Raw genomic sequence first — 21,940 nt, forward strand, 5'->3', positions numbered from 1 at the left:
CTTGCCTAGGAGGCAAAACCACCAGCCTCAGCGGTGGGCCACCGCCTGTTTCACCAGCGTCCTGCCGAATTCCCACATCAGCCCACCCCCACTGTGCGCCTCGTCCATGACGGACGTGAAGGCCGCGACAAACCGGTCCACGTCCGCCTCATCGACGATCAGCGGCGGGATCAGCTTGATCACCTCCAGGTGGTCGCCGGAGACCTGCGTGAGAATCCGGTGCTTGTGCAGCAGCGGTACGACCACCATCTGGGCGAACAGCCCCTTACGCGCGGCCTGCAGCGCCGCCCACCGGCCGCGCAGCGCCAGCGACGAGGGCCTGCCGAACTCGATCCCGATCATCAGGCCACGGCCCCGCACCTCGTGCAGCAGCTCATAGCGGTCGACCAGCGCGGCGAGCCGCGACCGCAGCAGCGTGCCGACGGCTCTGGCATGCGGGACGAGTTGCTCGTCCGCCAGCACCGAGAGGACGGCGAGGCCCGCCGCCATCGCCTGCGCGTTGGAGCCGAAGCTGGCGGAATGCACCAGCACCCGGTCCATGGACGAGTAGACCTTCTTGAAGATCCAGTCCTTGCCGAGGGTCGCCCCGACCGGCACATATCCACCGGAGAGCGCCTTCGCCACACAGACCAGGTCGGGCTCCACGCCCTCTTCGTGCTGGTAGGCGTAGAAGTCGCCGGTCCTGCCGAGGCCGGTCTGCACCTCGTCGGCGATCAGCAGGGCCCGGTGCCGGTGCAGCAGTTCCTGGGCGGCGCGCAGGTAGCCGGGCGGCGCCTCGTGCACGCCCTTGCCCTGGATCGGCTCGACGATCAGGCCCGCCACATCCCCGCGCTTCAGCTCCCGCTCCAGCGCCGCGAGGTCACCGAGCTCGACGGCCGTGTCCGGCAGCAGCGGGGCGAACCCGTCACGGAACCCGGCCTCGCCGTTCACCGAAAGCGAGCCGGTGGTCAGCCCGTGGAAGGCGTGCGCGCAGTACAGAATCCTGGGCTTGCCGGTGACGTAGCGGGCGAACTTCAGGGCGGTTTCCACGGCCTCCGTACCGCTGCTGCCGAAGAACACCCGGTCCAGGTGCGGGCTGTGGGCCAGCAGCCGCTCGGCGAGCAGGCCCGGCAGCGGCTGGCAGTCGAACCGGGTGAGGTCGGCGAGCGAGGCGTCCAGGACGTCGTGCAGCGCCTTGCGTACGACGGGGTGGTGACGGCCAAGCCCCATCACCCCGAACCCGGCGAGCATGTCGAGGTAGTCGTTGCCTTCGGCGTCCCAGAAGTGCGCGCCCTCGGCCCGCTCGTAGACCCTGTCGAAGCCGATGGTGCGCAGCATGCGCGGCAGTTGGTGGTTCAGGTGCCTGGCGTGCAGCTCGTAGCGCTCCGCTCCGCGTTCGGCCAGGAGGGCGCGCAGGTCGAATCCCTCGCGTTCTTCGCGTTCCTCGTGGTCCTCGCGTTCCTCGCGTGCGGACGGGCTGGCCGACTCGGCGGTCGTCATACGTCGTTCTCCTTACCCGCGTCGTTCTCCTGACCCCCACCCGCGTCGTTCTCCCGGCCCCCGTCGCCGCGCCGGAGCGTGGCGCCGATCCGCCCCGCGATGTCCACCGGCGTGAGTCCGAGGTCGGCCAGTACCTCGCCCCGCTTGGCGTGTGCCAGGAACTGGTCGGGGATGCCGAAGATCCGCAGCGGCAGGTCCACCTCCGCGTCGGACAGCGCCAGGCCGACCGCGGCGCCCACACCGGAGGTACGGCTGTTGTCCTCGACGACAGCCACCAGCCGGTGCCGCTCGGCGAGCCGGGGCAGCGCGGCGTCCACAGGTTTGACCCAGCGCGGGTCGACGACGGTGCAGCCGATCCCCCGGGCCGCGAGCAGCTCGGCCGCCTGGAGGCAGACGGGCGCCATCACGCCCACCGCGACCAGCAGCACCTCGGGGTCGGCCGCCCGGTGCAGTACGTCCATGCCGCCGACGCGGTCGAGTGCCGGGATCTCGGGGCCGACGGACTCCTTGGGGAACCGGATCACGGTGGGCGCGTCCCGCACATCGACGGCTTCGCGCAGCTGGGCGCGCAGCTGCTCCGCGTCCCGTGGCGCCGCGATCCGCAGCCCCGGTACGACCTGGAGTATGGAGAGGTCCCACATGCCGTTGTGCGAGGCGCCGTCGACACCGGTGATACCGGCCCGGTCCAGCACGAAGGTGACGGGGCACCGGTGCAGCGCGACGTCCATGAGCAGCTGGTCGAAGGCGCGGTTCAGGAAAGTGGCGTAGACGGAGACCACCGGGTGCAGACCGCCCGTGGCGAGCCCGGCGGCGGACACGGTGGCGTGCTGCTCGGCGATCCCGACGTCCCAGACGCGGTCGGGGAACCGTTCGGCGAACTGCGTGAGGCCCACCGGGTGCAGCATGGCCGCCGTGATGGCCACGACGTCCTCGCGCTCCTCGCCGATCGCCACGATCTCGTCGCCGAACACCGAGGTCCAGGACGGCCCGCCCGACGGTGCGAGCGGCTCGCAGGTCAGCGGGTCCATCACGCCTACGGTGTGGAAGCGGTCGGCGTGATCGGCGAGAGCGGGCTCGTAGCCGCGCCCCTTCTCGGTGAGGCAGTGCACCAGGACCGGGCCACCGAAGCGCTTGGCGCGGCGCAGGGCCGACTCGACGGCCCCGAGGTCGTGCCCGTCGATAGGTCCCACGTACTTCAGCCCCAGGTCTTCGAACAACCCCTGCGGTGCGAAGGCGTCCTTGAAACCCTTCTTGGCGCCGTGCAGCGACCCGTACAGCGGCTGGCCGACCACGGGGGTGCGCCGCAGTACGTCCTTGCCCCAGGCCAGCACCTGCTCATAGCCGTCGGTCATACGCAGGGCCGCCAGGTGGTTGGCGAGGCCGCCGATCGTCGGGGCGTAGGAACGTTCGTTGTCGTTCACGACGATGATCAGCGGCCGGTCCTTGGCGGCGGCGATGTTGTTGAGCGCCTCCCAGGCCATGCCGCCGGTCAGCGCGCCGTCGCCGATGACGGCCACGACATGGCCCGCCTCGCCCCGTACCTGATGGGCCTTGGCCAGGCCGTCCGCCCAGCCGAGCGCGGTGGAGGCGTGGCTGTTCTCGACGATGTCGTGGGCGGACTCCTCGCGTGACGGATAGCCGGACAGGCCCCCCTTGGCGCGCAGCTTGGAGAAGTCCTGCCGCCCGGTGAGCAGCTTGTGTACGTAGCTCTGGTGGCCGGTGTCCCACACCAGGCGGTCGACCGGTGAGTCGAAGACCCGGTGCAGGGCGATGGACAGCTCCACCACGCCCAGGTTGGGGCCCAGGTGACCGCCCGTGCGGGCGACCGCCTGGACCAGGAACTCCCGTATGTCGTCGGCGAGTTCGTCGAGTTGTTGGTCGCTGAGCGCCTTCAGGTCGTGTGGCCCCCGGATGGTCCCCAGAATCGCCATGATCGGCCCCCTCCCTCGTCGCCGTTCTCTCGCGCTACCGCGTTCTCTCGCGTGGTTACGCGCTCAGTTCCCGGGTCGGTTCCCCACGAAGGTCTCGCGGGCGGCGCGCAGCGACTCCTTGAGCGACCCCATGGTGGCCAGTACGGCCGTCGGCTCATAGCCGCAGTGGGCCATACAGTTGTCGCAGCGCGGGTCCCTGCCGCGGCCGTACTTGTCCCAGTCGGTCTCCTCGACCAGTTCGCGGTAGGTGGGCACGTACCCGTCGCTCATCAGATAGCAGGGCCGCTGCCAGCCGAAGAGCGAGTAGTTGGGGATGGCCCAGGCGGTGCACGGGAAGTCGACCTTGCCCTCGAGGAAGTCGAGGAACAGCGGCGAGTGGTTGAGCCGCCAGCGCCGCCGGTTGCCTCCAGCGAAGGCCTTCTTGAAGAGTTCCCGGGTCTGGTCGACACCGAGGAAATGGTCCTGGTCCGGCGCCTTCTCGTACGCGTAGGCGGGCGACAGCATCATCTCGTCGACTTGCAGGTCGTCGTTGAGGAAGTTCAGTACCTCGATGATGGTCTGCGGGGTGTCCGTGTTGAAGAACGTCGAGTTGGTGGTGACCCGGAAACCGCGCTCCTTGGCCTCCTTGATGGCCGCCACCGCCTCGTCGAAGACGCCTTCCTTCGCCACGGACTCGTCGTGGCGCTCCCGCATCCCGTCGATGTGCACGGCGAACGCGAAGTACGGGGAAGGCGTGAACTTCTCAATCTTCTTGCGCAGCAGCATGGCGTTGGTGCAGAGGAAGACGTACTTCTTCCTGGCTACCAACTGCCGCACGATCTCGTCGATCTGAGGGTGCATCAGTGGCTCACCACCGGCGATGGACACCATCGGCGCCCCGGACTCAAGCACCGCGCCCACGGCCTGCGCGACCGGCATCCGCTGCTTGAGCACCCCGGCCGGGTGCTGGATCTTCCCACAGCCCTCGCACGCGAGATTGCAGGCGAAGAGCGGTTCCAGCTCGACGATCAGGGGGAACTTGTCACGCTTGCGGAGCTTCTGTTCGAAGAGGTACGTCGCAACCTTGATGGACTGGCGAAGCGGCATGGCCATCTAGCTCACCTCCGGGGGAGCAGCGAGGAACGGTGCCATTCGTAGAATGCGGGAAGTACGGCACGCAGGACACGGAAGGCTGATATTCCACCGCGGACCGTGCCGATGCGGACGAGTTCATGCTCTGGAGCGTCCACGACCACTCGTACGGCCGCAACCGGGCGGGGTCCTGAGCGCAGCGCGCTGTGCAACGTGGCGGCGGACTCCATGTCCACCGCGATCGAACCTCCGGCCAGCAGCTCCGCGCGCTCCTGGCCGCGTACGACATGGTCGGAACCGGTCATCGGGCCGGTGTGCACGGTCCGTCCGGGCACCGCGCTGGCCAGCGCCTTCACCAGCAGCTCGGTGCCGACGCAGGCGGTGCTGCCGCCGCCTGGGGATCGGGTCTCCTCGGCGACCACCAGGTCACCGGGGTGCATTCCGGGCGCCAGGCCCGCGCAGAACCCGGTGGCGATGACGGCCGCGTCCCGCAGGGCGTGGTCACCGAACGCGCGCGTGACGGCGCGCTCGGCGGCCTTGGGGCCCATGCCGGTACGCAGCACGGTGACCGGGCCGTCCGGGACGCTGCCACGGTCGGCGCCGCGCAGGGCCAGGCGCTCGATGCCGAGCGCGCAGGCGATCAGCAGCGGGCCCGTGGGCGCGCGGTCCTTGCTGGCGCTGCCCATCAGCCCTCCTTGTGGCCGGTCCCGTGCAGATACCGGCCCAGCGCGGTGAGCGGGAAGACCTGCCGGTAGAGGTGGTAGTTGATGGAGAAGTCCCAGGGGAAGCCGGTGCCGGTGAAGTACGGCTCGTCCCAGGAACCGTCCGGGCGCTGGGTCTCGGCGAGCCAGCCCACCGCCCGCCTGACGGACGGGGACTCCCGCTCCCCCGCCGCGAGTAGCGCGAGGAGTGCCCAGCCGGTCTGTGACGCGGTGGACTCGCCGCGCCCCACCCAGCCGGGGTCCTGGTAGGAGCGCAGATCCTCGCCCCAGCCGCCGTCGTCGTTCTGCACGGAGTACAACCAGGCGACCGCGCGCCGGATGGCCGGGTGCGCGGCGGGCAGTCCCGCCGCGATCAGGGCGGGCACCACGGACCCCGTTCCGTACAGGTAGTTGACGCCCCAGCGGCCGAACCAGGAGCCGTCCGCCTCCTGTTCGGCCAGCATCCACGCGATTCCGCGGCGGGTCCGCGGGTGGTGTGCCTGGCCCTCGTAGGCGAGCATCTCCACGACATGCGCGGTGACGTCGGCTGAGGGCGGGTCGACGACTTCACCGAAGTCGCAGAACGGCAGGCGGTTCGGGAGGGTGCTGGTGTTGTCGGCGTCGAAGGCTCCCCAGGCGCCGTTCTTGGACTGCATGTGCAGGGTCCAGCGGACACCGCGTGCGATGGCCGCCTCGACGCGTGCCGGGTCGGGATGCTTGACCCGGCGTAGCGCGAGGAGCACTTCGGCGGTGTCGTCGATGTCGGGGTAGTTGTCGTTGTGGAACTCGAACGCCCAGCCGCCGGGCTCCAGGCCCGGTCTGCGTACGGCCCAGTCGCCCGGCCGGTCGATCTGCTCGCCCAGCATCCAGTCGGCGGCGCGCACCAACTGCGGGTGGTCGGCGGGTACTCCGGCGTCGGCGAGTGCGATGGTGACCAGGCAGGTGTCCCAGACCGGGGACTGGCAGGCTTCGATCATGCGGGAGCCGTCCTCGCGCCACACCGCGTAGCGGTCCAGCGAGGCGAGGCCTTCGCGCAGTACGGGGTGGTCGCGGTCGTAGCCGAGCAGGTGCAGGGCGATGACCGAGTACACGGCGGGTGGCTGGATGCCGCCCCAGCAGCCGTCGTTCTCCTGCCGCTCGATGATCCAGCGTGCGGCCGCGTCCATGGCCACCTTGCGCAGCCACCGCGGCGCCACCTTGTGGTAGACGTGCAGGGCCTTGTCGAGCCGCTGGAAGATCCCGTCCCAACTCGCCATCGGGGCCAGGCCCCTGGCCGGGTTCGGGTCGCGCGCGTCGGTGTGCAGTTCGTCGAGCGGGAACGGCGCGGGGCGTACCGGGCGCTTGGCCGAGACGATGGTGAGCGGCACGATCGTCTGCCGCGCCCAGCAGCCGAAGTCGTAGATGTTGAGCGGCGCCCACTTCGGTACGTAGAGGAGTTCCGGTGGGAGTTCGGGCAGATCGTCCCACTTCCACCAGCCGAAGAGGGCCAGCCAGATCCGGGTGAAGACCCGGCTGGCGGCGATGCCGCCGTGCGCCCTGATCCAGGCGGAGGCCTTCGCCATGTGCGCGGCGTCCGGTGCGTCGTCGGCCAGGCGCAGTGCCACATAGGCCTCGATGGTCGCGGACAGGTCACCTGGGCCGCCGTAGAAGGTGGCCCAGGCGCCGTCCGCGCCCTGCTCGCCGCGGATGTACAGCGCGGCGGCCTGGGTGGTCTTCTCGTCCCTGATGCCGAGGAACTGACGCAGCAGCAGGTCCTCGGCGTCCATGCTGACGTTGGTTTCCAGGTCGCCCTTCCACCATCCCGCGCTGTCCTGGCGGGTGAGGAGATAGTCGATCGCCCGCTCGGTGGCCCGCCGCGCGGCCTGATCCGGCGCTTGACCCCGCGTTTCGCCTGGTGCCTCACCCGGCGTTTGGCCTGGCGCTTGACCCAGCGCCCGCTCCCCCGGTTGCTCCCCCGGCTGATCCGCGGATGCGTGCGCAGCCAGGCCCGCGGCGGCGGCCTCGCTGGCCGATGGCGCACCGGGCGGCGGGGCCTCGGTGCTTCCGTCGGTCGTCGCTGTCATGGCTTCCCCTTCGTGCAGTGGTCCTCTGCTGGGTCTGCGGTCGGCCGACGCGAACGGCACCGGTACGACTGCTAGGGGGCCGTGCGGTCACCCCCTGAGGAAGTGCGTATCGAGTCCATGGCGGTTATCGCTTCCGTACGACGACGAAGTCGGCGAGCGCCACCAGCTGGGCCCGTACCCGGTCCGGCATATCGATGGCGTCCAGCGCCTCGATGGCGACGGTGTGCTGCCTGCGGGCCTCCTGGGCCGTCCACTCGCGGCCACCGGCCTCCTCGATAAGGGCGGCGCGGGCGGCGAACTCCTCCTCCGAGAAGGAGTCGAACTCCGTGCTCTTGGCGTCGGCCGCGAGCAGCTCCGCGAGGCGCTGGGAGGCCGAGCCGCCCGCGTCGAGCGCCGCCACCACGGGCAGCGACTTCTTCCGCTGGCGCAGGTCGCTCCAGGTCTGCTTGCCGGTGGCCTCCGGGTCGCCCCAGATGCCGAGCAGGTCGTCCACGGCCTGGAAGGCGAGGCCGAGGTGATAGCCGTACTTCTCCAGGACGTCCGCGGTGTGGTCGTCGGCGCCGCCGAGCACCGCGCCGATGGAGACCGCGCAGGCCAGCAGGGCGCCGGTCTTGTTGCCCTCCATCTCCAGGCACTCCACGACGGAGACGCGCTCGCGGTGCTCGTAGGAGATGTCCTGGGCCTGGCCGTCGATCAGGGCGCGGGTCGCGGTGGTCAGGCGCCGGGTCGCGCGGCCCGCCTCGACGGTGCCGATCTCCAGGAGGATCTCGTTGGCCAGGGCGAACAGGGCGTCGCCGACCAGGATCGCCTGGGCCGGGCCGTGCACCTTCCAGACGGTGTCCCGGTGGCGGCGCTGTTCGTCGCCGTCCATCAGGTCGTCGTGCAGCAGCGAGAAGTTGTGGACGAGTTCCACGGCGACCGCGCCGGGGACGCCCACCTCGGGCGCCGCTCCGGCCACCTCAGCGGAGAGCAGGGCGAGTGCGGGCCGTACGGCCTTGCCGCCGTCGCCCGCGGACGGCCGTCCCTCGGCGTCGATCCAGCCGAAGTGGTAGGCGGCCACGGTGTCCATGGGCGGCGCGAGCCGGTCCACGGCGGCGCGCAGCACCGGCGTGGCCATGGCCCGGCCGCGCTCAAGCAGCGCGGTCACGTCCGCGGTGTCGCTGGCCGTGGTGTCGCTGGCCGCGGTGGCCGTGGTGGCCGAAGGCACTGACGGCACACTTTCTCCTCTTGGTCCGGTTGACCCGGTTGATCCGGTACGGGTACTGCTCCTCATGCCGCCTCCTGGAAAACATGGTCGTGGGGGCGACCGAGTACGCTCAGCGCGGCCTGGGCGGCTTGGCTGCCGCTGCGTACCGCGCCCTCCATGGTCGCGGGCCAGCCGGTGGCCGTCCACGCGCCGGCCAGATACAGGCCGGGTGCCCTGGTGCGAGCGCCGGGCCGGAGTCGGCCCACACCGGGCGTGGGGGCGAACGTCGCTGTCCGCTCCCGGGTGACGAAGAAGTCCCGCACCCCGGCGCCACGGGCCGCGGGCAGCAGCCGCTCCAGCTCCGGCAGGTAGCGCTGGCGCAGGGCGGCGACGGGTGCGTCGATCTCGTCCTGTGCGGCGGACTGGGACAGGGCGAGGTACTGGCCGCCACCGTCAAGACCCGAGGCGTCGGTGCGGTCGAAGACCCACTGGACCGGGCTGCCGAGCGCGGCGAAGAAGGGCCGCCGCAGGACCTTGCGGTCGTAGACGACGTGGATGTTCAGGATCGGCGCGGTGCCGATGTCCAGGAGCGCGTCGGGGTGGTCGAGCGCCCCTTCGGGGAGCAGGCCATGGGCTTCGCGCTGCGGTACGGCGAGCACGACCGTGTCCGCGTCCAGCCGCTCGTCGCCGGTGTCGACGCGCCAGCGCCCCTCCTCCGTACGGGAGACACCGGTGACCCGGGCGCGGGTCACCGTCCGTACGCCGGCCTTGTCCAGGGCCTTGCGGGCGAGGGTGTCGTGCAGTTCGCCGAGCGGTACCCGCGCCCAGCCGATGTCGGCGGCGCCGGGCTCCGAGAGCAGTCCGGTCTTGAAGACCATGGCGGCGAGCCCCAGCGACGACTGGCCCGCCGTGGCGTTCAGGGTGGCGACGCCGACCAGGTCCCAGAGGGCCTCGACGGCGCGCGGCGACTGGCCGTGGCGGGCCAGCCAGCTGCCGAAGTCCTGGTCGTCCAGGGCGGGATCGGCCAGGTCGAGGCTCTTCAGCGCGAGGGCGGCGCGCCCCACCCTGGCCCGCTCCGCGAGCGAGAGATGCGGATACGTCGACAGGCTCGCGGCCAGGTGCAGCGGTACGGGCAGCGCGGTCCTGCGCAGCCGCCCAAGCCGTGCCCCACGCCGTGTCCCACGTCCGGCGGGCGTGCCCGCCGCGTCGAGTACCGGCACGTCGAGGCGGTCCTGCAACGGCGCGAGGGCGGCGCCGTCCACGCGGTCCAGGAACCAGCGGTAGGCGGTGCAGCACCGCAGATACACATGCTGGCCGTTGTCGACGGTGAGGTCCCCCCGCGGGAACGAGAAGGCGAGCCCACCCAGCCGCGGCCGCCCTTCCAGCAACGTCACCCGCACCCCCGCGTCGGCCAACGCGAGCGCCGCGGTGATCCCAGCGAGCCCACCCCCGACCACCACGGCGGCCGCCGAACCCGACGGATCACCGTGCCGCTCACCCGCGTCCGCCCGCCCGGCTGACACCCGCGGCCGGGTCGCGGCCACACCGGCGGGGGCCGGGGGCCGCGTGGCGGCCGGGAGCGGCATGTCGTTGGGTGGCATCTGGTCGCTGGTCATGCGCCCTCCCCCTCGGCCCTGCCGTCGGCGGTCGCTCGGCGGGGCGTCGCCGTCAGGGACGCGGTGCGGCGGCGGAGGGTTGCGCACCGGTTACGGAGATGTGGCCGTGCCGCTGGCTGGAGGGCTCTCATGACAGCCTCCGCGCGGACTGCCGGGAGATGTGCCGGGCGTCGAAGCCGGTGAGACCGCGCACCGCCACGAAGGCCTTCTCCCGGCCCGGGAGGGAGACCCGGCCGCTCAGGACGGCCTCCGGCTCGTGTTCGATCCGGTCGAGCAGGCGCCGGTAGATCCCGGCCATGGCCGCCACACAGGCACCGCTCCGCCGGTCCAGCATCGGCAGCAGCCGATAGCCCTCGGCGAACAGCGCACGGGCCCGCCGTACCTCGAAGTGGACCAGCCCCGCGAAGTCGGCGCCCTGCGGGGGCTCGGAACCCGCGAACCCGGCGGAGCAGCCGAATTTGGCGAGGTCGTCGGCGGGCAGATAGACGCGCCCGCCCTCGGCGTCTTCGCGTACGTCCCGGAGGATGTTCGTGAGCTGGAGCGCCAGACCGAGCGTATCGGCGTACTCGGGAGCGCGCTCGGCGTTCCGTGCGCCGGGCTCGGTGCCGAACACACCAAGCGAGAGCCGCCCGATGGCGCCCGCGACACAGCGGCAGTAGACCTTGAGGTCGTCCCAGGTCTCATAGGTACGGCCAGCGACGTCCATCTGCACGCCGTCGATGAGTTCGTCGAGCCCACCGAGCGGGATGGGGAACTCGGTGGCGGCATGGCTGAGGGCGACGGCGACCGGATCGGTGTCGTCCTCCTGTACGGCGCCCGCGCGCACCCGGTCGAGCAGCGCGCGGGTGTCCTCCAGACGGGCGGCCTTGACCTCCGGGGCCAGTTCGCCGTCGCCGATGTCGTCCACGCGCCGCGAGAAGGCGTAGAGGGCCGACATCGCGCGCCGCTTGGCCGCTGGCAGCAGCCGGATGCCGTACGCGAAGTTGCGTGCCTGCTGGCCGGTCACGGCCTCGCAGTAGCTGTACGCGGCCTGCACCGGTGCGGACACCTGCGTCTTCCCCTCCACTGCCCTGTTCACCCTTCGCCTCGCAGCGCCGCGCCCACTTCGCGCAACCGCCGCGTCCTGGTGGGCTTCGGCGGTCCCGGCAGTACGTCGTGTCCCGCGGCCTCAATCGCCCGCAGGGCCGCGCGCCCCCCGCCCACGAACCCGCCGAGGAGCAGTCTGAGCCTGCCGTGCACGCTACCCACCAGCGGGGTCCCTTCATTCAGCAGGCGCCAGGCGCGTTCCGCTTCGTAGGCGACCAGGGCGCGGACGGACGCGCCCGCCGTGCGGGCGGCGAGATCGGCCTCGGTGACCTGGAAGCGCTTCATGTCCTCAGCGGGGAGATAGATCCGGTCCCGGCCCAGATCCTCGCTGACGTCCTGCAGATGCTCCACGATCTGCAGCGCCGTGCAGATCGCGTCGGAGCGGCGGACCCGCTCGGGGCTCGCGGTGCCCGTGATCGCCAGCACGAGCCGGCCGACGGGGTTGGCGGAGAGTTCGCAGTACGCCAGCAGGTCGTCGTAGGTCGCGTACCGGCTGACCAGCTGGTCCTGGCGGTTGGCCTCGATCAGGGCGAGGAAGGGCTCGGGGGTCAGCTGGCAGCGGCGTACGGTCGGCCGCAGGGCCCGCAGCAGAGGGTGCCGGGGTCCTTCGGAGCCCTCGAAGACCCGGTACAGGTCTGCCTCGAAGGCGTCCAGCATCGCCAGTCGGTCCGCCCCGCTCTCGGCGGCGCTGGAACGCGCCGTGCCGCCGACGATCTCAGGGTCCACGCCCAGCGCGCGGGCGTCGGCCCCGCCGGGGGCGAGGTCGCCGTCGCCGATGTCATCGACCAGCCGGGCGAAGCCGTACACGGCGATCAGGTCGGCGCGCCAGGCGCGCGGCAGGAAGAAGGGGGCCACCGGGAAGTTCTCCTGGGCGGCCTTGTCGAGCGTCGCGCGCGTCTGGACGCCGGAGCCCGCTGCCCGCTCTCCCGCCACCCGGTCTCCGGTCATCGTGGGCTGCCTGTGCCGCGGACGGCGCAAGCCTCGCGGAGCTGGGAGTCGTCCGTAGCCATTGCCGTCATATCTCCCGTTCTACACCGCAGACCCAATACGCCCCATTTCGGACACGCCGCTGACTGACCCAGCTTACGTTGTCCGGTCCCCAATGGTGCGAGTGGGGTGTTCCGCAGATCACAACGACATACCGAATCCTGTCAACATTCCCGGCGCGGAGCGTAGTTGACCAAGGAAAGGCCCCGCCAGTGGATACCGGCGGGGCAGCGGCTTTCCGGCCTACTTACCGGTGAATTTCTCGTACTCCTTGAGAACCTCGTCAGTGGGGCCGTCCATCCGCAGTTCGCCGCGCTCCAGCCACAGCACCCGGTCGCAGGTGTCCCGGATCGACTTGTTGTTGTGGCTGACCAGGAAGACCGTTCCGGCCTCCTTGCGCAGCTCGCGAATGCGGGCCTCGGAGCGCTTTTGGAACTTGCGGTCGCCGGTGGCCAGCGCCTCGTCGATCATGAGGACGTCATGGTCCTTGGCGGCCGCGATGGAGAAGCGCAGACGGGCGGCCATACCGGAGGAGTAGGTGCGCATCGGGAGGGTGATGAAGTCGCCCTTCTCGTTGATTCCCGAGAAATCGACGATCTCCTGGTAGCGCGCCCTGATCTGCTCGCGTGTCATGCCCATCGCGAGCCCACCGAGGATCACGTTCCGCTCGCCGGTCAGGTCGTTCATCAGTGCCGCGTTCACGCCCAGCAGTGAGGGCTGGCCGTCGGTGTAGACCTTGCCCTTCTCGGCGGGCAGCAGCCCAGCGATGGCCCGCAGCAGCGTGGACTTGCCGGAGCCGTTCGAGCCGATCAGGCCGATGGCCTCGCCACGGTACGAGACGAAGGAGACGCCCTTGACGGCGTGCACCTTGCGTACGCCGCGCTCCTCGCCACGCTTGAAGATGCGGCTCATGGCCGCGGTGGCGCTGCCCTTGCCGGCCCTGGTTCCGTTGACGCGGTAGACGATGTGCAGGTCGTCCGCGATGACGGTGGGGACGTGTGCGTCCTGGATCTCATCAGCCACGGCCGTACCGCTCCTCTGCCTTCCAGAAGTACACAAAGCCCACGACACCGGCGAGGATCGTCCAGCTGACCGCGAGCCACCAGGCATGCGGCGCGATGTCATTGAGCGTGTAGCCGTCGATCAGGGCGAAGCGCATGAGGTCCATGAACACGGCTACGGGGTTCATCTGCATCAGGTCGGCAAGCCACAGCGGAGCCTGCGCCCGGTTCACGAGCATGTAGTGCAGGGGGAACATCACGCCGGACGCGTACATCAGCGTACGCAGCACGAACGGCATGAGCTGTGCCATGTCCGGCATCTTGCTGCCGAGCCGGGCGAAGACCAGTGCGAGGCCGGAGTTGAAGACGAACTGCAGCGCCAGGATCGGCACCACCAGCAGCCACCGCCAGGTCGGCAACTGCTGGAAGGACAGCAGCACGACCAGCAGCACGATCATCGAATAGAGCAGCTGCTGGAGCTGCTGCAGTGCGAAGGAGATCGGCAGCGAGGCCCGCGGGAAGTGCAGGGCCCGCACCAGGCCCAGGTTCCCCGAGATGGAGCGGACGCCCGCCATCACCGACTGCTGGGTGAACGTGAAGATGAAGACGCCGGTGACCAGGAAGGGTACGTAGTTCGCCTTCCCCTCCTTCCCACCGGGCGGTACCCCGTCCCTGGCCCCCAGGATCAGGCCGAAGATCAGGAAGTACACGGCCGCGTTCAGCAGCGGCGTCGCCACCTGCCAGAGCTGGCCGAGCTTCGCCTGGCTGTACTGGGCGGTGAGCTTGGCCTGCGAGAAGGCAAGGATGAAGTGACGCCGTCCCCAGAGCTGGCGGACGTACTCGACGAGTCCGGGCCGGGCACCGGACTGGCTCAGCCCGTACTTGGCGGCCAACTCGGCGCCGGAGAGCCCGTCATCGGGCGACGGTGGCATGGTCACCGCGACACCGCCATCATGCGTTGTCTCACTCACAAGTGGAAACTTTCGTCTTCAGATGCGCTACCGGTTCGCGCACGGCAAACCGGGGCCAGGGGGTGGTGGCCCGAATGCTCTCAGACACGAGCTTGTCAGATGACAGGAGGTCGGCCCAGCCGGGTCAGCCGCCACACCGTACGCCACTTCATGGGGCGCCGGGGCCCACACGGCGTGGTCCAGCCCTCCTTGAAACCGCCGAACCACGCCTTGAGCGCGGGCCGCGAGGGGCGCCGGACCAGGGTGAGCAGCAGCCAGACACCGACGTAGACGGGGACCAGCGGGGCGGGGAGGTTGCGGCGGGCGAGCCAGACGCGGTTGCGGGCGACCATCCGGTGGTAGACGGCGTGCCGGGACGGGGCCGTCGTCGGGTGGTTCAGCACCAGGTCGGAGCGGTAGTCGATCAGCCAGCCCGCGTCCAGGGCGCGCCAGGCGAGATCGGTCTCCTCATGGGCGTAGAAGAAGTCGTCGGGCAGTCCGCCGACCTCGCCCAGCACCCGGGTCCGTACGGCGTTCGCGCCGCCCAGGAAGGTGGTGACGCGCGAGGAGCGCATCGGGTCCGATGCCCGCAGCCGGGGGACGTGGCGGCGCTGGGTCTCGCCGGTGTCCGGGTCGGCGATACGGAAGCTGATGATGCCCAGCCGCGGATCGGCGGTGAAGGCCTCGCGGCAGAGTTCGGCGGAGTCGGTGTTCGGGAGCAGCCCGTCGTCGTCCAGGAAGAGCAGGACGTCCACGTCCTGGCCGCCGGGTCCGAAGGCCTCGATGCCGACGTTACGGCCGCCGGGGATGCCGAGGTTCTCCGGCAGCTCGACGGTCCGTACGCCCGCGGGGACCTCGGGGACCGGGGAGCCGTTGCCGACCACGACCACCTCGACCCGGTCGCCGTCCTGCTTGGCGACCGAGTCGAGCAGGGCGCGCAGCTCGTCGGGGCGGTTCCCCATGGTGATGATCACCGCGCCGACCTTGAGCGGCTTGTGCGTACTCACTTGAGCCTGCTTGAGGCGAGGATGGACACCAGGTGCAGCACGGTCTGCAACAGGGCGATTCCGGCCAGCACGGCGACGCCGAGGCGGGAGAAGAACAGGTCATCTCTGACCATGTCCAGGACCGCCAGGAAGAGGATCAGCAGCGACGCCTCGACCCCGAGGACGAGCCGGTGGAACTTCAGCGCCGCGGCGGCCTTGCGCGCCAGCGCCATACCGGACGAGCGCGGTTCGGACGCCGCCTCCTTGACCGGCGGCAGCCCGCCCTGGTGGCGGGCGACGCCGACCAGGTCGGTCTCCGCCTTGATCAGGATGGCGCCGAGTGCGGCGAGCGTACCGAGGAAGGCCCACAGCCAGTCGATCCGTCCCTCGCCCCACAGGTCGGCGGCGCGCAGCCCGAAGCCGACCAGAACCGCCGCGTCACACAGGTACGCGCCGACCCGGTCCAGGTACACCCCGCCGAGGGAGAACTGCTTCTTCCAGCGGGCGACCTCGCCGTCCACACAGTCGAGCAGCAGGTAGAGCTGGACCATCAGCACGCCGAGCAGGGCACCGGTGATCCCGGGCACCAGCAGGGCCGGGGCGGCGAGTACGCCCGCGACGGTCATCACGTAGGTCAGCTGGTTGGGCGTGATCCGTGTGTTCACCAGGTGCCGGTCCACACGCAGCGAGAGCTCGCGCATGTAGAGCCGGCCGGCCCAGTGCTCGCCGCTCCGCCGGTCCTTCACACCCGGGGGGTGAACGACCGGACGGAGCTCAGCTACCGATGGCTTTTGCATAGTCGGCGTATGCGTCCCTGATCTGGTCGGTGGACAGGTTGCGGTGTTCGAGGATCGTGTAGCGGCCCGGACGCGTCTGGGGGGCGAACTTCACCGCCTCGACGAGGTCCTTGTCGGTGAAGCCCATCTCGCTCGCCAGCACCGGCAGACCGTGGCGGCGCAGGGTCTGCGTCATCTCCCCCGCGGTCTCGAGGTCGCCGCGCAGATACGTGGCGAACGCGCCGCCGAAGCCGCACTGCTCACCGTGCAGCGCGTTGCGCTTGGGGAAGAGCAGGTCGAAGGCGTGGCTGATCTCGTGGCAGGCGCCCGAGGCCGGGCGGGAGTCGCCCGCCACGGACATGGACAGACCGCACATCACCAGCGCCTCGGCGAGCACGGTGAGGAAGCCGTCGTCGCCGATGCCGCCGGGGTGGCGCAGTACGGCCTGAGCGGCCTGGCGGGCCATGGCGGCGGCCAGGCCGTCGACCTGCTCGCCGTTCTCCCGGTGGGACAGCTCCCAGTCGGCCACACACGAGATCTTGCAGATGACGTCACCGATACCGGCCCGCACGAAGCGTGCCGGGGCATCGCGGATGACGTCCAGGTCGATCACGACGCCGATCGGGTTCGGCACACCGTACGAACCGCGCCCCGCGTCGTTGTCCAGCGTGGCGACCGGGGAGCACAGCCCGTCGTGAGCGAGGTTCGTCGCGACGGCGACGAGGGGCAGCCCCACCCGCGCCGCGGCGTACTTCGCGCAGTCGACGACCTTGCCGCCGCCGAGGGAGACCACCGCGTCGTAGCGGCCCCCCTTCTTGATCGACTCGGCCAGCTTGACGGCGCCGTCGATGGTGCCGTCGGCGTCGTCGAACCAGTCGGCCCCGGGGAACGCGGGCGCGAAGCGCTCACGCAGCGCCTTCCCCGAGCCGCCGCTGATCGCGAAGGCCAGCTTGCCCGTGGGGGCGATGCGCTGGTCCGTCAGGATCGCGGCCAGATCGTCCAGCGCGCCGGCCCGGATGTCGACGACAACCGGGCTCGGCATCAGCCGGGTCAGTACTGGCACGCGATCTCCCGCCCCTTGGCCAGGTCCTCGTGGTTGTCGATCTCGACCCACGTGACGTCGCCGATCGGCGCCACGTCCACCGTGAAGCCGCGGTTCACGAGCTCCTGGTAGCCGTCCTCGTAGTAGAGGTCGGGGTCGCGCTCGAAGGTGGTCTTCAGCGCGTCGGCCAGCTCGTCCGCGGCGGAGCCCTCGATCAGGGTGACGCCGATGTACTCACCGGTCGCCTCGGCCGGGTCCATCAGCTTGGTGATCTTCTGGACACCCTTGGCCGGGTCCACGATGACCTTCATCTCCTCGTCGGCGAGCTGCTTCACCGTGTCGAGGGCGAGGATGATCTTCTGGCCGTTGCCACGGGCGGCGAGCAGGGTCTTCTCGACGGAGACCGGGTGCACGGTGTCGCCGTTGGCGAGGATCACGTCGTGCTTGATCGCGTCGCGGCCGCACCACAGGGAGTAGGCGTTGTTCCACTCCTCGGCCTTGTCGTTGTCGATCAGGGTGAGCTTGAGGCCGTACTTCGCCTCCAGGGCCGCCTGACGCTCGTAGACGGCCTCCTTCTTGTAGCCGACGATGATCGCGACCTCGGTCAGACCGATCTCGGCGAAGTTGCCGAGCGTCAGGTCGAGGATGGTGGTGTCACCATCGACGGGCACCAGTGCCTTGGGCAGGGTGTCCGTGTAGGGGCGAAGACGCCGTCCGGCGCCGGCCGCCAGCACGAGGCCGATCATGCGGGTTCTCCTTCATCGTGTACGGCGGGTGCGCCCTGTCTCGCGGCGGCAACCCAGAAGCGGATGCTCTCAGCGAGCACCACAAGTGCCACGGCCACGGCGAAGACCGTGAGCGCGACGGTGAAAACTTGAGCCGACAGCACGGCGGCAGCGACTGCGACCAGCAGTGTCCTGCCCTCGTGCCCGCCGATCGCCCGCACCAGCCAGTGCGGCGGCGCGCCGGTGCCCCCCTTGATGCGGTACACCGTGTCGTAGTGATGGTAGGCGACAGCGCCCACCAGTCCGAAAGCCGCTGGCAAGGCCCCGTTCACCTCCGCGTGGGCGGCGAGTACGAGGACGGTGCCGTACTCGGCGGCGCGGAACAGCGGCGGGACGAGCCAGTCGAGGGGACCCTTGAGGGGGCGGGCGACGGCCAGGCCTGCGCACACGGCGTAGACGACGGCTCCGACCACGGCGGCGCGGTTTCCGCCGGCCAGCACGTTCCAGCCGAGGCACAGCGTGCCGAGCGCGGCCAGGGCGACGGGCGCGTAGGCCCGGGCCGGAACCCGTACGCCGAGCGTTGTGCTGATGAGCTGCGCGAGCGGGCCGGAGTCCGCGAGGTCGTCGAGCGCCCGCGCCGCCCGGTCGGTGCGGGTGGCCCTGCGCGTCAGCGAGCGCAGCAGGCGTCCGGCGGTGGTGTAGCAGGCGGCGAACGCCGAGCCGACGAGCAGGACGATCAGCGTGATACGCGGGGTGGTGACGGCCGTGAGCACGGCGATGAGGGCCCAGCGCTCGCCGATCGGCAGCACGATCATCCGGCGCAGCCAGACCGTCCAGCCGACGCTGTCCAGCTTGTCCGACAGGGCGGCGGTCGGGCTCGTGTTCGCGGCCGAGTCGTGGTTCGCCTCGTTGAAGGCGTTGTCCAGGAGATGACGGCAGGTCTGCAACGCCATCGCGCCGAGCGCCAGCGCCCATACGTCGTCGCCGCCGCGGGCCGCGCCGAGCGCGAGGCCCGCGTAGTAGGCGTACTCCTTGGCGCGGTCGAAGGTGGCGTCCAGCCAGGCGCCCATCGTCGAGTACTGGAGCGAGTAGCGGGCCAGTTGCCCGTCGGTGCAGTCCAGGACGAACGAGAAGAGCAGCAGCACTCCGGCGGCGACGAAGCCGGTCCGGGTACCGGTCGCCGCGCATCCGGCCGCGATCAGCGCGGTGAGCAGCGAGGCGGTGGTGACCTGGTTCGGGGTGAGGCCTCGGCGGGCGCACCAGCGGGCGAGGTAGCGCGAGTACGGGCTGATGCAGTACGTCGTGAAGAAGCCGTCCCGGGACTTGACCGCGCCGCGCAGCCGTACCGCCTCGTCGTCGACCGACGCGACGGCCTGGCGGGCCTCGTTGCGGGACTGCGGGTCGGTGGGCACGGTGGCGACCAGCGAGCCGAGTTCGGGATGGTGTACGTCGGTGCCGGTGGCGGCCAGTTCCTCGGCGACGCGGTCGGCGAGCGTGTGGACCGCGACGGCGGAGCCGTCCGCCTGGGTCGCCGCGCGCAGCGCGCGGGTCAGCGCCTGTCGGGCCGGGGCCTGGACGGAGACCGCGCCGGGGATGGCGCTGGCGGGGAAGCGTGGGTCGGTCAGGCCGACCCGGAGTGCGTGCACATGCCCCACGAAGTCGGCGTCGACCACCGCGACCCGCTCGTCCATGGCGGCCGCGGCGAGCAGCGTCTCGGTCTCCGCAGCGCCGGACGCGACCCGCACGTCGAAGCCCAGTTCCCTCAGGTCGCCCTCAAGCGACGAGCCGGGAACCGGAGTACCGGTGAGGATGGCGGTCGACAGACGAACTCACTCCTTGGGGGGCCGACGCGGCGGCGCCGGGCATGTGCGAGGGAATCCCCCGGTTCACGAGCGGCCGGGCGGCATGTCGGGAGGCTATCGGATGTACGGAAGCCTTCGTTCACCGCCTGTTTACGGGCGGACCATCTGCGTATGCCAGTGCGCGGGGGCCCGGGGCATCATCGTTGATCAAGGGCCCGGGCCACAAACCGCGCCCTGCGGCGAGGGCTCGGCGGGCGCTCTTCGCGAGTCTCTGACCTGCGGGCATTTCCGCAGGTCAGAGCACATGACAACGGTGTTCAGTGCCGTGTTGCCAGATACCCCCACCCCGTAGTTGACTGGCTGACGCGTACGGGGAACACCAGACCGGAAAACGACCGCGAGCCACACGAGCCACACGATTCACAAGGGGAATTCATGGGAGCCGGCCACGATCACGGCCACGGCCACGCCGCACCCACATCGGGCACCGCCGCCGCCCAGTACCGGGGGCGGTTGCGCATCGCGCTGTCGATCACGCTCAGCGTGATGGTGGTGGAGATCGTCGGCGGCATCATGGCGGACTCGCTGGCCCTGATCGCCGACGCGGCCCACATGGCGACGGACGCGGTCGGTCTGAGTATGGCGCTGCTGGCGATCTACTTCGCCAACCGGCCGCCGAGCGGCAACCGCACCTTCGGCTTCGCCCGCGCGGAGATCCTCGCCGCGCTCGCCAACTGTCTGCTGCTGCTCGGTGTCGGCGGCTATGTGCTGTACGAGGCGATCGAGCGGTTCGTCACCCCGGCCGAGACCAAGGGCGGCCTCGCGATCATCTTCGGCGTCATCGGCCTGGTCGCGAACATCATCTCGCTGTCGCTGCTGATGCGCGGCCAGCGGGAGAGCCTGAATGTGCGCGGCGCCTTCCTTGAGGTGCTGGCGGACGCGCTCGGCTCGGCGGCCGTCATCATCTCGGCGGCCGTCATCCTCACGACCGGCTGGCAGGCGGCCGACCCGATCGCCTCGCTGGTGATCGGCCTGATGATCGTGCCGCGTACCGTCAAGCTGCTGCGGGAGACCTTGAACGTCCTGCTGGAGGCGGCGCCCAAGGGCGTGGACATGGCCGAGATGCGGGCGCACATACTGGCGCTGCCCGGGGTCGAGGACGTGCACGATCTGCACGCCTGGACGATCACCTCGGGGATGCCGGTGCTCTCCGCGCATGTGGTCGTCAGCGCCGAGACGCTGGACTCGGTCGGGCACGAGAAGATGCTGCACGATCTCCAGGGATGCCTCGGAGACCACTTCGACGTCGAGCACTGCACCTTCCAGCTGGAGCCCAGCGGGCATGCCGAACACGAGCGAAGGCTCTGCCACTAGATGCTCACCACTAGGGCGCTGAACTACTAGGGTGCTAAACTGATCAACGATCTTACGGAGGTGGGTTGATGACCGTCGCGTGGAGCGCTGCCATGCGCAGCGACAAGGTTGTCCCCATGTCCCGGGTTCGCGGCTGATCCGGCGCATCGACGCCGCGGCGCGAGCCCACCCACCCAAAGGGTTTTCCCGTTGTCTGACCACACCGCCTCCTACGAGGCGTTCTTCGCCCTGCACCACGGACTTCCGCGACAGGGCCCCGGCTCCGACGCCACCACCCGGCACCTCCTCTCTTGCGCCGGACCGCTGCCGAGTCGGCCCCGCGCCCTGGACCTGGGCTGCGGCCCCGGCCGGGCCGCGCTGCTGCTGGGCGCCGAGGCGGGCGCCGAGGTGACCGCCGTCGATCTGCACCAGCCGTTCCTGGCCGAGTTGGACGCGGCCGCGGCGGCGCGTGGGCTCGGCGCATCGATCACCACGCTCGCCGCCGACATGGCCGAACTCCCCTTCCCCGACGGGTCCTTCGACCTGGTGTGGGCGGAGAGCTCGGCGTACTCGATCGGCTTCGACACGGCACTGGAGAAGTGGCGGCGGCTGCTCGCACCCGGCGGCACCCTGGTGCTCACCGAGTGCGAGTGGACGACCGCCGATCCGTCCCCCGAGGCCCGCGCCTTCTGGGACCAGCACTACGCGCTGCGCACCACGGAGCAGAACGCCCGCGCGGCGGCCGCCGCCGGGTACTCCGTACGCGCGCTGTACCCGCAGCCCGAGTCCGACTGGGACGCGTACTACGGCCCGCTCGGCGAGCGGGCCGACGCGGCCGATCCCGCCGAGCCGGGGATGGACGTGGCGCTGGCGGCGACCCGTGCGGAGATCGCGATGCGGCGCGAGCACGGCTCGGAGTACGGATACACCGGGTATGTGCTGCGGCCGTCTGACTGGCGCGTCCGGCCGGAGGCCGCGGCCTGACGGCATCAGGCCCGGGTTCGAGGTACCGGACGAGGCCCTGATGGCACTGGCGTTCGACGGTTCTACGGCGGTTTCGCGGGGCATGATCAACTATCCGGTGGCCTTCGGCGTCTGACCCTGGTGGCAACCCGTGTACCCGCCCGCCCCGCGGGCGGGTACACGCGGGCGGCCAACGTGCCGAAAGCTCCGGATTCGTACGGC

General features: G+C 70.6%; 17 protein-coding genes and 1 pseudogene. 2 read left to right on the forward strand and 16 right to left on the reverse strand.

Features of this window, described 5'->3' with window-relative positions:
• Positions 1 to 27: 27 nt before the first annotated feature.
• The 16 genes from GCN81_RS04105 to GCN81_RS04180 all read right to left on the reverse strand — a co-directional run bounded on the left by GCN81_RS04105 (position 28) and on the right by GCN81_RS04180 (position 19,423).
• Positions 28 to 1,479, reverse strand: a complete 1,452-nt coding sequence (locus tag GCN81_RS04105) for an aspartate aminotransferase family protein (RefSeq protein ID WP_156722055.1) — start codon at positions 1,477 to 1,479, stop codon at positions 28 to 30.
• Positions 1,476 to 3,410 carry a 1-deoxy-D-xylulose-5-phosphate synthase gene (dxs, locus tag GCN81_RS04110; protein WP_156722056.1) on the reverse strand — a complete coding sequence of 645 codons (1,935 nt, stop codon included), beginning with the start codon at positions 3,408 to 3,410 and terminating at the stop codon, positions 1,476 to 1,478. Before dxs ends, GCN81_RS04105 begins: the two co-directional genes overlap by 4 nt.
• Before the next feature lie 63 nt (positions 3,411 to 3,473).
• A complete protein-coding gene (gene hpnH, locus GCN81_RS04115; protein WP_156722057.1) occupies positions 3,474 to 4,502 on the reverse strand; it encodes an adenosyl-hopene transferase HpnH in 1,029 nt (342 codons plus the stop codon).
• 5 nt (positions 4,503 to 4,507) lie between these two features.
• The gene (locus tag GCN81_RS04120; protein WP_156722058.1) at positions 4,508 to 5,167 is read right to left on the reverse strand and encodes a phosphorylase family protein; all 660 of its coding nucleotides are present in this window, start codon (positions 5,165 to 5,167) and stop codon (positions 4,508 to 4,510) included.
• Positions 5,167 to 7,245, reverse strand: coding sequence for a squalene--hopene cyclase (gene shc, locus GCN81_RS04125; RefSeq protein WP_231626360.1), 2,079 nt, complete (start codon positions 7,243 to 7,245; stop codon positions 5,167 to 5,169). The genes GCN81_RS04120 and shc overlap by 1 nt, the downstream gene beginning before the upstream one ends.
• A gap of 124 nt (positions 7,246 to 7,369) precedes the next feature.
• On the reverse strand, positions 7,370 to 8,518 hold the full coding sequence (locus GCN81_RS04130; protein WP_156722059.1) for a polyprenyl synthetase family protein: 1,149 nt from the start codon (positions 8,516 to 8,518) through the stop codon (positions 7,370 to 7,372).
• Positions 8,515 to 10,047: a hydroxysqualene dehydroxylase HpnE gene (hpnE, locus tag GCN81_RS04135; RefSeq protein WP_231626362.1), complete on the reverse strand. Its 1,533-nt coding sequence runs from the start codon at positions 10,045 to 10,047 to the stop codon at positions 8,515 to 8,517. The genes GCN81_RS04130 and hpnE overlap by 4 nt, the downstream gene beginning before the upstream one ends.
• 127 nt (positions 10,048 to 10,174) lie before the next feature.
• Positions 10,175 to 11,125 carry a presqualene diphosphate synthase HpnD gene (gene hpnD / locus GCN81_RS04140; RefSeq protein ID WP_197287467.1) on the reverse strand — a complete coding sequence of 317 codons (951 nt, stop codon included), beginning with the start codon at positions 11,123 to 11,125 and terminating at the stop codon, positions 10,175 to 10,177.
• Positions 11,122 to 12,081 carry a squalene synthase HpnC gene (gene hpnC / locus GCN81_RS04145; protein WP_156722061.1) on the reverse strand — a complete coding sequence of 320 codons (960 nt, stop codon included), beginning with the start codon at positions 12,079 to 12,081 and terminating at the stop codon, positions 11,122 to 11,124. Before hpnC ends, hpnD begins: the two co-directional genes overlap by 4 nt.
• Before the next feature lie 282 nt (positions 12,082 to 12,363).
• Positions 12,364 to 13,143: an ABC transporter ATP-binding protein gene (locus GCN81_RS04150; protein ID WP_156722062.1), complete on the reverse strand. Its 780-nt coding sequence runs from the start codon at positions 13,141 to 13,143 to the stop codon at positions 12,364 to 12,366.
• Entirely contained in the window at positions 13,136 to 14,092 is a 957-nt protein-coding gene (locus GCN81_RS04155) for an ABC transporter permease (RefSeq protein WP_156722063.1), read from the reverse strand. Before GCN81_RS04155 ends, GCN81_RS04150 begins: the two co-directional genes overlap by 8 nt.
• A gap of 95 nt (positions 14,093 to 14,187) precedes the next feature.
• The gene (locus GCN81_RS04160) at positions 14,188 to 15,033 is read right to left on the reverse strand and encodes a glycosyltransferase family 2 protein (RefSeq protein WP_156722356.1); all 846 of its coding nucleotides are present in this window, start codon (positions 15,031 to 15,033) and stop codon (positions 14,188 to 14,190) included.
• A 41-nt stretch (positions 15,034 to 15,074) separates the two neighbouring features.
• Entirely contained in the window at positions 15,075 to 15,854 is a 780-nt protein-coding gene (locus GCN81_RS04165) for a CDP-alcohol phosphatidyltransferase family protein (RefSeq protein WP_156722064.1), read from the reverse strand.
• Complete coding sequence (locus tag GCN81_RS04170) at positions 15,832 to 16,896, reverse strand: iron-containing alcohol dehydrogenase family protein (RefSeq protein WP_156722065.1); 1,065 nt, start codon at positions 16,894 to 16,896, stop codon at positions 15,832 to 15,834. Before GCN81_RS04170 ends, GCN81_RS04165 begins: the two co-directional genes overlap by 23 nt.
• Positions 16,884 to 17,621, reverse strand: a complete 738-nt coding sequence (locus GCN81_RS04175) for a phosphocholine cytidylyltransferase family protein (protein ID WP_156722066.1) — start codon at positions 17,619 to 17,621, stop codon at positions 16,884 to 16,886. The genes GCN81_RS04170 and GCN81_RS04175 overlap by 13 nt, the downstream gene beginning before the upstream one ends.
• A complete protein-coding gene (locus GCN81_RS04180) occupies positions 17,618 to 19,423 on the reverse strand; it encodes a DUF5941 domain-containing protein (RefSeq protein ID WP_156722067.1) in 1,806 nt (601 codons plus the stop codon). The genes GCN81_RS04175 and GCN81_RS04180 overlap by 4 nt, the downstream gene beginning before the upstream one ends.
• Positions 19,424 to 19,837: 414 nt before the next feature.
• Between GCN81_RS04180 and GCN81_RS04185 the strand changes: the two genes are divergently transcribed.
• The gene (locus tag GCN81_RS04185; RefSeq protein WP_156722068.1) at positions 19,838 to 20,776 is read left to right on the forward strand and encodes a cation diffusion facilitator family transporter; all 939 of its coding nucleotides are present in this window, start codon (positions 19,838 to 19,840) and stop codon (positions 20,774 to 20,776) included.
• 189 nt (positions 20,777 to 20,965) lie between these two features.
• Positions 20,966 to 21,736: pseudogene (locus tag GCN81_RS04190) on the forward strand (class I SAM-dependent methyltransferase); the annotation flags it as partial.
• Positions 21,737 to 21,940: the final 204 nt, after the last annotated feature.

The sequence above is a fragment of the Streptomyces apocyni genome (assembly GCF_009739465.1).
In the GTDB taxonomy this organism is placed as follows: Bacteria; Actinomycetota; Actinomycetes; order Streptomycetales; family Streptomycetaceae; genus Streptomyces; species Streptomyces apocyni.

Excerpts from the sequence above, each read along its gene's own strand:
- GCN81_RS04105 (WP_156722055.1), bottom strand. The coding sequence starts at position 1,479 with ATGACGACCGCCGAGTCGGCCAGCCCGTCCGCACGCGAGGAACGCGAG.
- dxs (WP_156722056.1), bottom strand. The coding sequence starts at position 3,410 with ATGGCGATTCTGGGGACCATCCGGGGGCCACACGACCTGAAGGCGCTC.
- hpnH (WP_156722057.1), bottom strand. The coding sequence starts at position 4,502 with ATGGCCATGCCGCTTCGCCAGTCCATCAAGGTTGCGACGTACCTCTTC.
- GCN81_RS04120 (WP_156722058.1), bottom strand. The coding sequence starts at position 5,167 with ATGGGCAGCGCCAGCAAGGACCGCGCGCCCACGGGCCCGCTGCTGATC.
- shc (WP_231626360.1), bottom strand. The coding sequence starts at position 7,245 with ATGACAGCGACGACCGACGGAAGCACCGAGGCCCCGCCGCCCGGTGCG.
- GCN81_RS04130 (WP_156722059.1), bottom strand. The coding sequence starts at position 8,518 with ATGAGGAGCAGTACCCGTACCGGATCAACCGGGTCAACCGGACCAAGA.
- hpnE (WP_231626362.1), bottom strand. The coding sequence starts at position 10,047 with ATGACCAGCGACCAGATGCCACCCAACGACATGCCGCTCCCGGCCGCC.
- hpnC (WP_156722061.1), bottom strand. The coding sequence starts at position 12,081 with ATGACCGGAGACCGGGTGGCGGGAGAGCGGGCAGCGGGCTCCGGCGTC.
- GCN81_RS04160 (WP_156722356.1), bottom strand. The coding sequence starts at position 15,033 with ATGGGGAACCGCCCCGACGAGCTGCGCGCCCTGCTCGACTCGGTCGCC.
- GCN81_RS04165 (WP_156722064.1), bottom strand. The coding sequence starts at position 15,854 with ATGCAAAAGCCATCGGTAGCTGAGCTCCGTCCGGTCGTTCACCCCCCG.
- GCN81_RS04175 (WP_156722066.1), bottom strand. The coding sequence starts at position 17,621 with ATGATCGGCCTCGTGCTGGCGGCCGGCGCCGGACGGCGTCTTCGCCCC.
- GCN81_RS04185 (WP_156722068.1), top strand. The coding sequence starts at position 19,838 with ATGGGAGCCGGCCACGATCACGGCCACGGCCACGCCGCACCCACATCG.